This is a genomic window from Bacteroidota bacterium, assembly GCA_016183775.1.
Taxonomy (GTDB): domain Bacteria; phylum Bacteroidota; class Bacteroidia; order JABDFU01; family JABDFU01; genus JABDFU01.
Genome location: JACPDY010000074.1, coordinates 19,865 through 35,479 on the forward strand (window position 1 = coordinate 19,865; position 15,615 = coordinate 35,479).

A 15,615-nucleotide genomic window follows, 5' to 3' on the forward strand; every position below is an offset into this window, starting at 1 on the left:
ATTTATTTTCTGTAAAGCCATAAGCGCATTAGGGATAAAAGCTGGTCAACCTTTACCGGTTTGGTAATGTAATCAGAAGCTCCGGCTTCAATACATTTTTGCCTGTCACCTTTCATCGCTTTTGCGGTCACTGCTATGATAGGCAGACTATTATTTTTAGCTTCTCTTCTTATTTTCTGAGTGGTTTCATAGCCATCCATTTCGGGCATCATTATATCCATCAGGATTATATCAATGTTATCCTGTCCATTCAAAAAACTTATTGCTTCCTGGCCGCTCTCGGCAGTTATTACATTCATTTTATATCTTTCGAAAGCAGTAGTCAGCGCAAAAAGATTTCTTACATCATCATCAACCACCAGGACATTTTTATTTGTAAGAACATCTTCTTTCAGTTTAATATTTTCAATGATCTTACGTTTGGCCGGTTGCAACTCCTTATGTTCCATATGCAGGTGCATCATGGATTCTTCAAGTAAACGCTCAAGTGAGTTGACGTCTTTTAACATGATGCTGTTTGCCATTTGTTTCAGCTGAGCATTTTCCTGTTCGGTAAATTCCTTGGCGGAATAAACTATAACCGGGGTGATCTCTTCAGAATGCTTCTGGTCAATTATTCTAAGCAATTCCATTGCTGTAGTATCCGGAAGTGTATAATCAAGTATCACACAATCGAACGTTTTTTTCTTTAAAAGCTTCATTGCCGCATTTCCTGTGCGCGATAATGTTATTTTAATATTATTGTTCTCAAGCATCTTGATTATATTGGACGAATCAAGCTCATTATCTTCAACCAATAGCAGACTTTTTACTTTCTTGCTATTGTAATCAATAATTTTTTTAAATAAGTGGTCAATAATTTTATTATCAAGTGGTTTTAATAAAAAACCTTTTGCTCCCCGTTTTATAGCTAACGACCGGTTTTCTTCACCTGAAATTAAATGAATGGGTATATGACGTAAGTTGAGATCATTTTTAAACAGATCAAGTATCTTCCACCCGCTTGTATCCGGCAGTTTTATATCTAGTGTTACAGCCAAAGGTTTGTGTTTGGTGGCAAATTCAAAAACTTCACCGTAATTTGTCGCTACCAGGGCTTTTAATCCTCTCGTGTGAGCTTTCTCGATCATAATCCTGGAAAACCTGATGTCATCTTCAACTATCAGGATAACCTTGTCGCTTGCCTGGATGTTACTTCTATCATCACCGCTTTCATTGATCATTTCGTTTATAAACTCCAGGTCTTTTATTTCACCTTTTGCTGTTACAGTGGTTCCGGATAATTGATCGAGCTTAAATTCCTCGGAATTATTAGACTTTGTTATTGTATTTGCTTTTTGTTCGGGAACATAGTCGATCGGCAGAAAGAGCGTGAATGTACTTCCCTGCTCCAGGTGACTTTCCAATTCAATTGCTCCGCCCAATAAATCTGCAAGGCCGCGACTAATTGATAAACCAAGCCCTGTTCCGCCGTATTTACGGCTGGTAGAACCTTCCGCCTGTTGAAATGCCTCGAAAATAATATTTTGTTTGTCTTTTGAGATGCCGATTCCCGTATCAGTAATGGCAAAGGCAATTACTGAGGATGCGGCATCAAGATTAGGATTTCTTGTCTTCCAGTTTTTATTCGCTTTGTATATTCTGAGTTTAACTTCTCCTTTTTCCGTGAATTTAAATGCATTCGACAATAAGTTTTTCAGGATCTGGTTCAAACGCTGAACGTCGGTTTCAATCCTTTCAGGCATATTCTTATCTATTTCGATGGCAAATTTCAGATTCTTGGCCTCGGATATATGTTTGAATGTAGATTCGACAAATCCACTGATCTCTGTAAAACGAATGGGAGCGAAATCAGTTGAAATAAATCCGGATTCGATCTTTGATAGGTCGAGAATGTCGTTGATCAGCTGGATAAGGTCATCGCCACAAGAATGGATCGTTTTAGCAAACCCGATTTGTTTTTCAGTTAAATTACCCTCGTGATTCTCAAATAGTTGTTGTGCCAGGATCAACAAGCTATTAAGCGGTGTTCTTAACTCATGCGACATATTTGCAAGGAATTCAGATTTATATTTGGACGTTAATTGCAATTGTTCCGCCTTTTCCTCTAGTGATTTACTTGTATCCTCAATTTCTTTATTTTTTTGCTCCAGCTCGTCCTTTTGTTTAACCAACAGGAGAGCCTTGTCTTCAAGTTCTTCATTGGTTCTTCTTAACTCTTCTTGCTGTGTTTTCAATTCACCGGCAAGCGACTGGGATTGTGCGAGAAGTTCCTGGGTCTTTGTATTTGTTTCGATAGTGTTCAATACAATACCAATACTTTCTGTCAATTGCTCAAGGAAGTCCAGGTGGGTTTCACTGAAATGTTCGAAGGAAGCCAGCTCAATTACGGCTTTTACTTTTGTTTCAAACAATACGGGAAGAACAATCAGGTTGGAAGGCTTGGATTCACCAAGGCTTGAACTGATCTTGATATAATCTTCAGGCGCATGGGAAATGAGAATTCTTTCTTTTTCCAATGCACATTGGCCTACAAGGCCCTCTCCTAATGCAAATTCTGTTGGAATATCTTTACTTGATTTGTATGCATAAGCAGTAAATAATTTCAGTTTTGAATCCTCCTGAAATATATAAAAGGCCCCGAAATTAATTGATACCACCTGGGCAAGTTCAGAAAGTATACGTTTTGTAACCGTATTCAGATCTTTTTGCCCCTGAAGCATTTGGGTGAATTTTGCAAGGTTGGATTTCAGCCAATCCTGTTCCTGGTTACGAAGTGTGGTTTGCTTTAAGTTCGCGATCATCTGGTTGATTGTGTCTTTCAGGGCCTCCACCTCGCCCTTCGCATCTACGCTTATAGTTCGTGTTAAATCTCCTTTTGTTACCGCGGAAGCCACCTCGGAGATCGCTCTCACCTGTGTTGTTAAGTTTTCGGCTAATTGGTTTACGTTCTCCGTTAAATTTTTCCAGATACCGGATGTTCCGGGTACGTTTGCCTGTCCGCCTAATTTTCCGTCAACACCTACCTCACGTGCCACCGTAGTTACCTGGTCAGCAAATACCGCGAGCGTATCAATCATTTCATTTATCGTTTCTGTTAACTGGGCAACTTCACCCTTTGCATTAATAGATAGTTTTTGCTTTAAGTTTCCTGTCGCCACCGATGTCACAACTTTAGCAATACCACGAACCTGGCTCGTCAGGTTCGAGGCCATCATATTTACGGAGTCAGTCAGATCCTTCCAGGTTCCGGCAACACCCTGTACGGTTGATTGTCCGCCAAGTATTCCTTCCGTACCTACCTCACGTGCAACCCGGGTTACCTCGGATGTGAATGAGTTCAGCTGATCCACCATTGTATTGATCGTATTTTTCAGATCCAATATCTCTCCTTTAACATCAATGGTTACTTTTTTGGATAAGTCGCCGCTGGCTACTGCTTTTGTTACCTCAGCAATGTTACGTACCTGGGATGTTAAGTTCCCTGTCATCTGGTTCACCGAGTCGGTTAAATCTTTCCAGGTTCCCGCAACACCCGGTACAAATGCCTGTCCGCCGAGTTTGCCGTCTGTTCCCACTTCACGGGCTACACGCGTTACTTCTGACGCGAAAGCACGTAACTGATCCACCATCGTGTTAAGTGTTTCTTTTAATTGGAGGATCTCCCCGCGTACATCCACTGTAATTTTTTTTGACATGTCACCGTTTGCAACCGCGATCGCAACATCCGCGATATTTCGCACCTGCGCTGTAAGGTTACCGGCCATTTGGTTCACGGAGTCTGTTAAATCCTTCCAGGTACCGGCAACACCCGGTACGTTTGCTTGTCCTCCCAGCTTTCCTTCAGTTCCAACCTCACGCGCAACACGCGTTACTTCGGAAACAAACCCCCGCAGCTGATCCACCATCGAATTGATGGTGTTTTTTAATTCAAGAATTTCACCCTTTACGTCGACCTCAATTTTTCTTGACAAATCACCGTTTGCCACGGCTGTTGTTACTTCCGCAATGTTACGTACCTGGCCGGTGAGGTTACTTGCCATTTTATTTACAGATTCTGTTAAATCTTTCCAGGTTCCGCCTACACCCGGCACATCGGCCTGTCCGCCGAGCTTGCCTTCAGAACCCACTTCACGCGCCACACGTGTTACCTCGGATCCGAATGAGTTCAGCTGATCCACCATTGTATTGATCGTGTTTTTTAACTCAAGAATTTCTCCTTTAACGTCAACAGTAATTTTGCGTGATAAGTCTCCTCTCGCCACCGCTGTTGTTACTTCAGCCACATTACGCACCTGGGCTGTAAGATTACCCGCCATTTGGTTCACCGAGTCTGTTAAATCTTTCCATGTACCCGCAACGCCGGTTACCTGTGCCTGACCGCCGAGCTTACCTTCGGAACCGACCTCACGGGCTACACGTGTTACTTCCGAACCGAAGGAGTTCAGCTGGTCAACCATGGTATTAATTGTATCTTTTAATTCAAGTATTTCTCCCTTTACATCCACAGTGATTTTACGGGACAAGTCGCCTTTCGCCACCGCTGTTGTTACCTCGGCAATGTTACGCACTTGCCCGGTAAGGTTACTTGCCATCTGGTTCACCGAATCCGTTAAATCTTTCCATGTACCTCCAACACCTTTTACTTTGGCTTGCCCGCCAAGCATCCCTTCAGTACCCACTTCCAACGCAACACGTGTTACTTCGGAAGAGAATGAGTTGAGCTGATCCACCATCGTGTTAATGGTTTTTTTCAACTCGAGAATTTCACCCTGTACGTCTACCGTTATTTTTTTCGATAAGTCACCATTCGCAACCGCTGTTGTTACCTCGGCGATGTTACGTACCTGTGAAGTGAGGTTACTCGCCATTTGGTTCACCGAGTCTGTTAAATCTTTCCACACACCACCAACGCCCTTTACTGTCGCCTGTCCGCCCAACTTTCCTTCCGAACCTACTTCGCGTGCCACACGCGTTACTTCCGAGCCAAAGGAATTCAACTGATCCACCATTGTATTGATTGCATTCTTTAACTCCAGGATTTCTCCTTTAACGTCAACTGTTATTTTTCTTGACAGGTCGCCATTTGCCACGGCCGTTGTTACTTCGGCAATGTTACGTACCTGACCGGTGAGGTTACTCGCCATTTGGTTTACTGAATCCGTTAAATCTTTCCAGGTGCCGGCCACTCCTTTTACCTGGGCTTGTCCACCCAGCTGACCCTCCGAACCGACCTCACGCGCTACGCGGGTTACCTCCGAACCAAATGAATTCAGCTGATCCACCATCGTGTTGATAGTATCTTTTAACTCGATAATTTCCCCTTTTACATCTACCGTAATTTTTTTTGATAAATCTCCTTTCGCCACAGCTGTTGTTACTTCGGCAATGTTACGTACCTGACCTGTTAAATTTCCGGCCATCTGGTTCACCGAGTCCGTCAAATCTTTCCATGTGCCGGCCACACCCTTTACCTGTGCCTGTCCGCCAAGTTTTCCTTCTGTACCTACCTCAAGTGCCACACGTGTTACTTCTGATGAGAAGGAGTTTAACTGGTCCACCATTGTGTTAATAGTATTCTTTAATTCAAGAATCTCTCCTTTAACGTCAACTGTTATTTTTTTTGATAAATCACCTTTAGCCAATGCCGTTGTTACCTCGGCAATGTTACGCACTTGTCCTGTAAGGTTACTTCCCATAAGATTCACTGAGTCCGTCAGGTCTTTCCATACACCGGATACGCCTTTTACTTTAGCCTGTCCGCCCAATTTGCCTTCAGAGCCGACTTCCCTTGCCACCCGTGTAACTTCCATGGAAAACAGATTCAGCTGTTTTACCATGTCATTCACTTCTTTCGCTATACGGAGGAATTCGCCCTGCAACATTTGTCCTCCGATTTCAAGAGGCATTTGTTCAGATAAATTTCCTTTTGCCACTGAACTAATAACGTTGGCAATTTCTATGGTGGGATGTACGAGATCGGAAATCAGCGTATTCAGGGAATCAACCCCGCTGGCCCAGCCTCCCCGTGCATTCGGAATTGCCAGGCGCTCTGTAAGTTTTCCCTGTTTACCAATAATACTGCCGGCTTTTGTAAATTCTGCTATCATCCTTTCGTTTAGCCGGATAATATCGTTTAATATATCGTATATTTTACCGGAAAGGCCAACCTGGTGAATAGGCATGCGTACTGAAAAATTGCCGTTTTTAACTTCAGAAAGAATTTGAAATAGCAATTTATTGTCGACCAAGTCCTGTTCCTGAGGCTCAACCTTCTTGTTTTTATTTTTTACTGCTGCTGTTTCCATAAATTTATAGGGAGTTTAATTTCTCAATTCAGCTATTTATATCTCAACTCTCAATATATCTCAATCCTCAATATATCTCAATCCTCAATATATCTCAATCCAACTATTCATAATTATTAACGGAAATTCAGCTAGCAGAATTATTAAAGGAACCAAATACTGTTTACAGAAAGAAAGTTTTTTCGATAAACCATGCTTTATTATCGGTTAAGCACTATCACTCTTTCGGTAAAAAATGGGCTAACGATTACAATACTTATGTTATTTCGTACGTATCAATTCATTATATGTTTATATATCCTTTTCTTTTATTTTTTGACTGTGGCAATATCAGGTTCATCGAAAAAAATAAATTTATTGGAATAAGAACACGTAAAATTGTAACCTATATAAAAAGTGTTGTAGTGAAAGATATTCTAATGTCTGCTGATTTTTCAGGCATTTCGGCCCTTCGCAATCGATTTTACCGATGATTATTTGCTGAACAACAAATCACGGATTTACCTGCTGATATTGATCACAAGAAAACTTTTTTCGTTGCTGATGATAATGTAGATGTTACCTGAATGAACAGCCGTTGATTTATTAGTAATGGTTAAGCGAAAACGGGTTAGCATTGGCCAGTTTCCTGCCTGCCCGATGTATAAACTCTCGTAATGGCAGGCAGGCTTTCCGCAGACTTATGTAGGGTATATTAAATGATCCTCTATCTACTTATCGCACAGGGTATTTACAGTAATATAATCCGGTGAATCTTGCTATCCATTTCCTGAACCTGCTCAGGTTCCTGTGATTTGATTATTATAACTTCTGCGATTTAACTCTTGTAAATGAATGAACTGGGGTGGTCAAATTTTACAACAATTGAATCAGGCAGATTTAATTGTTTCTCTAGTTTTTTTTGAATATTTAAAGGCGCCTTCCTGATAGCCATTTGTTTTGCCTCTTTTATATTTTTTGCTACAGCGTAGATAGTATAATTTCCTTCTTTCAAAGGTAAATCATGCCAAACAAACAATTGTAATCTCTTTTGATTAATTTGTTTTTTGATAAAAAAATCTCCATTGTCCATATTCATTTTTTTACATTTTATTTTTTTACGTTTTACTTTTTACCCTGGTAATTTAAAACGGAAGCAAAAGTAGTGTCCGGTAAGAAATAGAAATTTATTATTCGATTAACAATGGAAAATAAAAGCTAAACGTGTCAATACTCGAGTTAATACTAATGTCATCAGTTCAAAATACTATATGTGCTATAAACCGCTGTTTAATTTTGTTCAAAAATTCTGGAAATAGTATTTGCAATAGCATTGCTGGCATTCATGCAGCAAACCGATTCTCTGTTTGGATGAGATTCTATTTGCTTTGTTTCACCATTGTAATTTATATAGACCATTTCAATAAGCAGCTTGTTGCAATGACGGCATCTTTTATCCGCAAAAGCTGAATGTAGTTCAACTACAACTTTATGAGTATTGTTTCTTTTATAAAACATATTGAAATGGTGCCGAAAGTACAATTTATTCATACCCCAAACATCCGTATATATACGTGTTTTACTATTCGCATAAATGCGTTTTTAATCTACGTATTTAAGCCTATTAATCCCGGTATTTAAACGTACATGATTGCGTTGTTTCACGCTTTACAGAATCTGATCAGAATCCATCTCATTTGTAAATAAAACCAATGCGGCTGGGCAGTTGGCAGGCTTTTTCACTGGTTTTTAACGGAGATCAATGGCATTAACTTACATCTGCTCAAAACAGGTTTTGCCTGACTTTTTTATTTCCTCAGGGACGATATAAAATCCGGAAAATTGTTCCCGGGAATTTTTATATTTTTTCAAAAGCTACTTATTGCATTGTTCATAAATTACCTTCTCGCTATGTATAATTCCGGATTTCTATTCCGTAATTTGGAATTATTTAGGCAAATCAATGAAGCTTATTATCACCGAAAAGCCAAGTGTGGCCCAGGATATTGCCAAAGCATTCTCTGATCCGCAGAGAAAAGACGGGTATATTGAATCCGGTGATTATTCCATTACATGGGCTTTTGGCCATCTCATTGAAATTTCTAAGCTGAATGCTCCGCCAAGATGGGATTTGAATAACCTGCCCATACTTCCCGGTGATTTTACGTATGATGTGGTGAAGGATAAGCATAAGCAATTCAACACAATCAAACACCTGTTAAGCAGATCTCAGGAAGTCATAATAGCGACGGATTCCGGAAGGGAAGGGGAATTGATCGCCAGATTAATTTTGAAACAATCCTTTTGGAAGAACTGGGACAATACCTTTCGATTTTGGTCAAGCCAGGCACTCAGCGAGCAGGTGGTAAAAGCTGAAATGAAAAATTTAAAACCTGCACGTAATTACGATAGTCTTTATTTTTCAGCTCTTGCGAGGCAGCAAAGTGATTGGCTTTGCGGGATCAATTTAACACAACTCATCAGTCTGCGAAGCGGTAAAGGACAAGTTTGGAGTGTGGGGAGGGTTCAAACTCCAACTTTGGCGCTTATTGTGCAAAGAGATAGGCTCCGGAAAGAATTTGTTAAGGAAGAATATTATCTGATAAAGGCTCAGTTTCTTGCCAAAGGCCAACAGTATACGGGTATTTACAAATTCGGAGAACTTCCCGATGAACAACCAGCGCCTGATAAGGAAGAGGTTGTTAATCCGAAAAAAATATTGAAGAAGGAGCCGGCTGAAAAGGTATTTGCCGATGTACAAGGCTCAGAAAGCGGCACCATCAGGCTGATCAAAAAGGAGGATAAACAAGAAGTTCCGCCGCTGCTGCATTCACTTACCTCATTGCAGCAGGAGGCCAACCGGGTTCATGGATTTTCTGCAAGCCGAACACTTGATCTGGCACAGGCTTTATATGAAACTCATAAAGTAATTTCATATCCGCGTACAGAAAGTCAACACCTGGGAGAGTCCGGTAAAGAAATGGCCAAAAATGTATTAGTTCTGTTGTCAAAAAATGATCTTGTGCAGGAAGTAGATAAAGTTGGCAAGCGGGTGTTTGACGACAGTAAGCTGACCGATCACCATGCGTTAATACCTTTGCAAGCTCTTAACAACAGGCTTTCCGAAGAGGAACGGAAAATTTACATTCTTATAGCCCGGAAGTTCACAGGTGCATTTATGTCATTGTATAAATTTCAGAAAACAACCCTGATCACCGGAATAAAAGAACATGAATTTGTGAGTACAGGAACCACTGTTTCACAATGGGGCTGGAAGGCACTTTACAGGGAAGATAAAGCAGCAGAGGAGTTGTTGCCCAATGTGATTGAAGGGGAAACGGTTAAAAAGGAGCATGTGGAGATGGAACAAAAATTTACACAGCCTCCTTCGGCCTTCAATGAAAGTTCGCTTTTAAAACGTATGGAATCTCTTTCACTTGGAACGCCCGCAACAAGGGCTTCTATTATTGAAACCCTCATAAACAGGCAATATATTGTAAGAGAAAAGAAAAGCCTGGTCCCGACAGGTAAGGGCATCGAACTTATCAGTATATTAAAAGAAAGCCAGATCGCTTCACCGGAAATGACAGGCGCCTGGGAACAAAAACTCGAAGAAATTTACAAGGGTAAAAAGGGTCGTAACGGATACAATTTATTTCTTTCAGAGATCAGGAATTTTGTTTCAGGGCAGGTTAGTAAGTATAAAAATATTCAGATCAACACCCTGAATAAAGCAACGGCGGCTATGCTTACCCTTGCCAAAAAGCTCGCGAAGGAAAGAAAGCTTAGTCTTGAATCGGATAATTTCGAATACATAAAGAAATTTATTGATGCCACAATTAAAATTCAGGTGATTATCGGAAAATGCCTTTGCGGAAAAGATGTTATAGCAAAGCAAAGTACATATTCCTGCGAATGCGGTAAGTCGGTAAGTAAAGAGTTCAGCGGCAAAAAATTAAATGCAAAGCAGGCTCTTGAATTGATCCAGGGGAAGATAATACCGGTTAAAGGTTTAAAAGGGGCCAATGGAAAGTTTGATGCAAAACTTAAATTGAAATCAGATAATGTGATCGGGATTATAGCTGATAGCCAACTTGCCTTTGGATAGCAATGGTCCGGTTTTTAATCTAATGATCATCCGTTTTATTTTCATAATAAGAGTAACTCTCATGAAGACTTGTATGTTTAACAAAAGAGTAGTAAATTGAACGTCAATCCACAGTGAAAATTTGTGAAAGCGAATCGGATTATATTTTTCGGCAGGAGTTTAATGAATTGGATATGCCTTTTTTTGATCTTCTTTTCTACCCATTTTGTAATTGCAGGCAGAAATGCCAATGCCAAATTCGGCGATAAACACCCCAAACTAAGCAAATATATTGCCTCTGAAAAGGGGCAGTCCTCATTAAGTCAGAATCTGAGGGGTAGTGGTATGTGCTTTACAGAAAATAAAGGACAAATTGCGGATATGAATGGTAAACTTTGCTCCGATATATTATACAGAAGTGAAAGCGCCGGTGCTGATATTTATATACGTAAAACGGGAATGAGTTATGTGTTGAATAATTCAGCCGAATTGTTACACAGATTGGAGGAGCAAGAGGCAGAATTTGAAAGAGAGGGGAAAGTAAATTCTGAAAATGTGAAAGAGAAGAGGGAGGAGTTGAAGAGCCGGCAGATGCTTAAGCTTCACCGTGTAGATGTAGATTTTGTAAACTGTAATTTGAATAGCAATATAGAAGTTGATGATAGGGTTGAGGGGTATTCGAACTATTACTATTCACATTGTCCGAAAGGAATTACGCATTTAAACTCTTATAACAAAGTCACCGTAAAAAATATATATGATAATATAGATGTAAAATATTATGCCTGCACTGAGCGAAGTCGAAGTGGAGGTAAAGTACAAGGTTTAAAATACGATATAGTAGTGAATCCGGGAGCAGACCCAAATCAAATAAAGCTTCGCTGGACGGGCGTGGAAAATTTACATATTAACAGCGGAGGGCATCTTGTTATCAAAACGAGTATAAATGAATTTTTTGAGTCGATGCCCAAAGTGTACCAGGTAATTAATGGAAAAATAGTTGATGTGCGTGCACGGTATATTCTGAACGGAATAACCGTGAACTTTGAACTTGGAACGTGGAACCCTGAACTTCCTTTAGTGATCGATCCCTGGGCTACCTATTACGGAGGAGGGAGTTCTGATTATTGTTATTCGTTGAGTGCAGATAATTCAGGGAATGTTGTATTTGTCGGACAAACCTCTTCAATAAATTTTCCCGTTTCTATCGGCGCTTTTCAGACAATAAACAATGGAAATTCAGATGCCTTTATTGTGAAAATGGACGTAGGAGGGAATCGTCTTTGGGCAACTTATTTCGGCGGCACAGCTGCAGAAACCGGTTATGATGTATCTGTTGATCCGACGGGTAACATTCTTGCAGTGGGATCTACAGCCTCCGGTGATCTGCCGGTAGGCGCAGCACCGACTAATACTGTTTATCAGAATACCAGTGGTGGAGGTACAGATGCTTTTGTTTTAAAGTCCGATGCCGCGGGAATATTGCAATGGTCCAGTTATTATGGTGATACAGGTACTGATGCGGGATTTAGTGTATGTTCCGATGGAAGTAACATTTATGTTTACGGAGAAACAAATTCAACAGGTGCTATTTCCAGTACAGGCGCTTACCAGACTGCTCTCAAAGGGAGTGTGGATCTCTTTTTGGTCAGTTTCAAATTTGATGGAAGCAGGAATTGGGCAACTTATCTCGGGGGTGCATCAAAGGAGAATGCGGGAGGTATTACCTGGGACTTTGCATCAGGCAATTTGTATTTAACCGGAATTACAGACTCATCAGATCTTCCGGTTTCTGCAGGAGCATACCAGACCTTATATGGGGGTGTGAGCGATGCATTTGTTTTTAAGTTTGATCAAAGCGGCGCTTTGCAATGGGGCAGTTATTTTGGAGGTTCATCTTCTGAGAAATCTTTATGGGGAACATACCCGGAAACGGTTTGCGATGGATTGGGGAATGTTATAATTGCCGGTGGCGGAACAGGTTCTACGGCTAACATCGCAACAGCAGGAGCATACCAGACACTATTTGGCGGAGGTGAGGATGGGTACATTGCTAAGTTTAATACGAATGGTGTAATTCAATGGGCCACTTACCTTGGAGGCAACATGAACGAAAGTATTGTTGATATTGCAGTTGATGTGTATGATAATATTTATGTATTCGGAACCTGGGAAGATACCGATGCCGGAAATTACCCAATAAGCCAGTGCGCTTACCAGACTCAATTTGGCGGAGTTGAAGATCAGTTTGTCGCAAAATACAATTCAAATGGAATTCAAACCTGTATGACGTATTTGGGAGGTACAGGGCATGATGAGATAGATACTTACTCCCGTTCGGGAGGTATGGCATTAAGTGGAAGTACTGTTTATTGCGGAGGCATGACGGATGGTGGATACCCAATTACTACTGGTGCATTTCAAACCACAGCCAACAGTACATTAACAATTTTTATTACCCAATTGAATTCCAATATATGCAGTCCCAATTTAAAATTTATTGCCGACAAATCAGAAGTCTGTCCCAATACCTCCATTGCATTTACATCATCCATGGATTCATCTTGTGATACAACAGGATTAAAATTCGCCTGGAGTTTTCCCGGAGCAACTCCCTCGGCTTCATCGTTACCAAATCCGTCTGCCGTCTATATATCCCCCGGTTTTTATAGTGTTAAATTAGTTTACACCAATAATGGACAGATCGATTCTGTTGATAAGGTAAATTCAGTTTTTGTCAAACCCTGTAACAGCACAATAACTGTTGCTGCAACAGGAGCTACGGCTTGCCCTGGTCATTGTAATACAATCAGTGCTTTAGGTTCGGGTGGAACAGGGCCGTATACATACAGCTGGAATACCGGGGACACTGCTCAGGCAATTAATGTTTGTCCTACTGCTAACGCTACTTACACAGTTCTTGTGAAAGACGCAGTGGGAGGGATTGGTTATGACACGGTATCAGTAAATCTTATTCAGAATATAAATGTACAAGTGTCGATTGATACAATTTCCTGTGCAGGGAATAATGCAACAGCTATGGTGATCGCCAATGACGGAACATCACCGTATGTTTATTCCTGGAGCAGCGGGCAAATCTCCCAGACTTCTTCAGGTCTTGGTACCGGAACCTACACAATAACGGTTACCGATGCGATAGGTTGTGCAGGTACCGGCACTTTGCAGGTACAAGCTATGGCTATTAATTTGTCTGTAGTAAGCATTCCAAGCTGTTATGCAGATAGTAATGGAGCGATTACAGGTAGCGTTTCGGGTGGTTCAGGTTCTTTTAGCTATAGCTGGAGCAATGGAGCGACGGGGTCAACAACTATCTCGGGCTTATCTGCCGGCACTTATTCCGTTGTTGTGACAGATGCAGCGGGATGTGTCGCAGTAAGCACTGTAACTATCACACAACCTTCCGCGATCAGCAATCCCGTGTTCACAAAAACAAATGAAACTTGTGGTGCTGGTAATGGTTCTGTGGTCGTAACAAGCGGAGGTGGAACCGGAATATTAAACTATAGTTGGAGCAACGGAGTTTCCGGTTCAACGGTTTCGGGTTTAAGCGCGGGGTCTTATACTGTTACTCTGGCCGACGCAAACAGTTGTTCTAAAACCGCTTCGGTCACGATCAGTAATGTTGCAGGTCCCTCCATAGATTTTGTTTCTGCAATTCATGTTTTATGTTCGGGCGGATCAGGCCAGGCAGTCGCTTCGGCAAGCGGAGGTTCGGGCGCATTAATATATTCATGGAGTACAGGTACAACCGGACAAATAGCAAATAATCTTTCTGCAGGAACCTATTCGGTTACAGTTACTGATGTAAATGCCTGTACTGCGATAAGTACTGTCAGTATTACATCGCCGCCTGTGATGGTTGTTTCCGCTTCACAAACCACACCTGAAAAATGCAGTAAGAGTAACGGAGTTGCTACATCCACAGTCAGCGGTGGAATAGGTTCGTTCACTTTTTCATGGAGTAACGGACAAACAACGAATACCGCGACCGCATTAAGCGCAAATACATATACCGTAACAATAACTGATAATAATGGCTGTTCAAAAACAGCTTTCACAACTATTGACAGTATTGGCGCCCCGGTTTTTAGTTCCGCGTTTACCAATGCAACATGCGGACAAAACATTGGAACGGCATCAGTAGCAGCTTCCGGTGGAACAGTGCCTTTTTCTTATACCTGGGCACCGGGAGGAGGAACCGGTTCATATATAACAAACCTTTCTGCCGGAATATATACGGTAACAGTTATGGATGCAAACAGTTGCAGTCGTTCTGCTGTACTGAATGTCGGAAACAGTCCTGTTGCGGTTGCTGATTTCACCACTATACCGCTAAAAGGTGTAGTACCTGCAAAGATCGATTTTGTAAATACAAGTTCAGGAACAACTGCGTGGTTGTGGAATTATGGCGACGGTCAAACGGATTCGATCCAAAATCCAAATCATACATATACCGGCGAAGGAACTTACAAAGTCTGCCTGATCGCAAAGAGTTCGGCGGTATGTATAGATTCTATATGCAGGGATATTGTAGTATTTGGTAAACCTGTGATTGTTATTCCCAATGTTTTTAGCCCTAACTCAGATGGCAGGAACGATAATTTTGATATAACAACGGTGGGCATATCAAAAATTGAAATAACCATTTGGGATCGGTGGGGATTAATAATGTGGGATAATGAAGGAGTTCCTGTGAACTGGGATGGCAGAACTATGGCCGGAAAAGAGGTTCCGGACGGAACATATTATTACCTCGTGAAGGCGTATGGTTATGATAATAAAGTATATGGCTATAAAGGATTTTTGACTCTTGTAAGGTAGTATGTGATTTTTACAATTGCCTTTTCGATTTTCTTTTTTTAACCCAGCAAAACTTCATAAGGTAACTTTAATCCAATATGTAGTGCTTTTATCATTTTTAATGATAAATTTCTTTGTCTTTTTAGAACCTGTGAGACAAGACTTTTACTTCCAAAATATGAAACAACGTCCTTATTGCTGAGACCTTTTTCTTCCATAGTGGATTTTATCGCTTCGATCGGGTCAGGTGCGTCAATAGGATAATGTTTCTTTTCATAATCTTCTATCAATAGAACAAGCACTTGTCCTTTATCACCATCAGGAGTGTTAGGTTTGGCATCAAATACTTTTTCAAGCTCTTGTAATGCTTTTTGATAGTCCCTTTCGTTTTTAATCGGAGCGATCTTCATTTTATTTTTT

At 41.0% G+C, this 15,615-nt stretch carries 5 protein-coding genes; 2 read left to right on the forward strand and 3 right to left on the reverse strand.

Annotated features, from left to right (window positions below):
- Positions 1-2: 2 nt before the first annotated feature.
- Together HYU69_09165 and HYU69_09170 are read right to left on the reverse strand one after the other, a co-directional pair.
- The gene (locus HYU69_09165; protein ID MBI2270509.1) at positions 3-6,308 is read right to left on the reverse strand and encodes a HAMP domain-containing protein; all 6,306 of its coding nucleotides are present in this window, start codon (positions 6,306-6,308) and stop codon (positions 3-5) included.
- 817 nt (positions 6,309-7,125) lie between these two features.
- Complete coding sequence (locus HYU69_09170) at positions 7,126-7,386, reverse strand: hypothetical protein (GenBank protein MBI2270510.1); 261 nt, start codon at positions 7,384-7,386, stop codon at positions 7,126-7,128.
- An 864-nt stretch (positions 7,387-8,250) separates the two neighbouring features.
- On the opposite strand from HYU69_09170, the gene HYU69_09175 reads away from it, so the two are divergent.
- Both HYU69_09175 and HYU69_09180 read left to right on the forward strand, forming a co-directional pair.
- Positions 8,251-10,395 (forward strand): type IA DNA topoisomerase, encoded by a 2,145-nt coding sequence (locus HYU69_09175; protein MBI2270511.1) that lies wholly within the window; start codon positions 8,251-8,253, stop codon positions 10,393-10,395.
- A gap of 183 nt (positions 10,396-10,578) precedes the next feature.
- Positions 10,579-15,216 (forward strand): gliding motility-associated C-terminal domain-containing protein, encoded by a 4,638-nt coding sequence (locus HYU69_09180; protein ID MBI2270512.1) that lies wholly within the window; start codon positions 10,579-10,581, stop codon positions 15,214-15,216.
- A 38-nt stretch (positions 15,217-15,254) separates the two neighbouring features.
- On the opposite strand, the gene HYU69_09185 is transcribed toward HYU69_09180, so the two are convergent.
- Positions 15,255-15,605 carry a hypothetical protein gene (locus HYU69_09185; protein ID MBI2270513.1) on the reverse strand — a complete coding sequence of 117 codons (351 nt, stop codon included), beginning with the start codon at positions 15,603-15,605 and terminating at the stop codon, positions 15,255-15,257.
- Between the last annotated feature and the right edge of the window lie 10 nt (positions 15,606-15,615).

Coding starts and splice junctions, on each gene's coding strand:
- HYU69_09165 (MBI2270509.1), bottom strand. CDS start 6,308: ATGGAAACAGCAGCAGTAAAAAATAAAAACAAGAAGGTTGAGCCTCAG.
- HYU69_09170 (MBI2270510.1), bottom strand. CDS start 7,386: ATGAATATGGACAATGGAGATTTTTTTATCAAAAAACAAATTAATCAA.
- HYU69_09175 (MBI2270511.1), top strand. CDS start 8,251: ATGAAGCTTATTATCACCGAAAAGCCAAGTGTGGCCCAGGATATTGCC.
- HYU69_09185 (MBI2270513.1), bottom strand. CDS start 15,605: ATGAAGATCGCTCCGATTAAAAACGAAAGGGACTATCAAAAAGCATTA.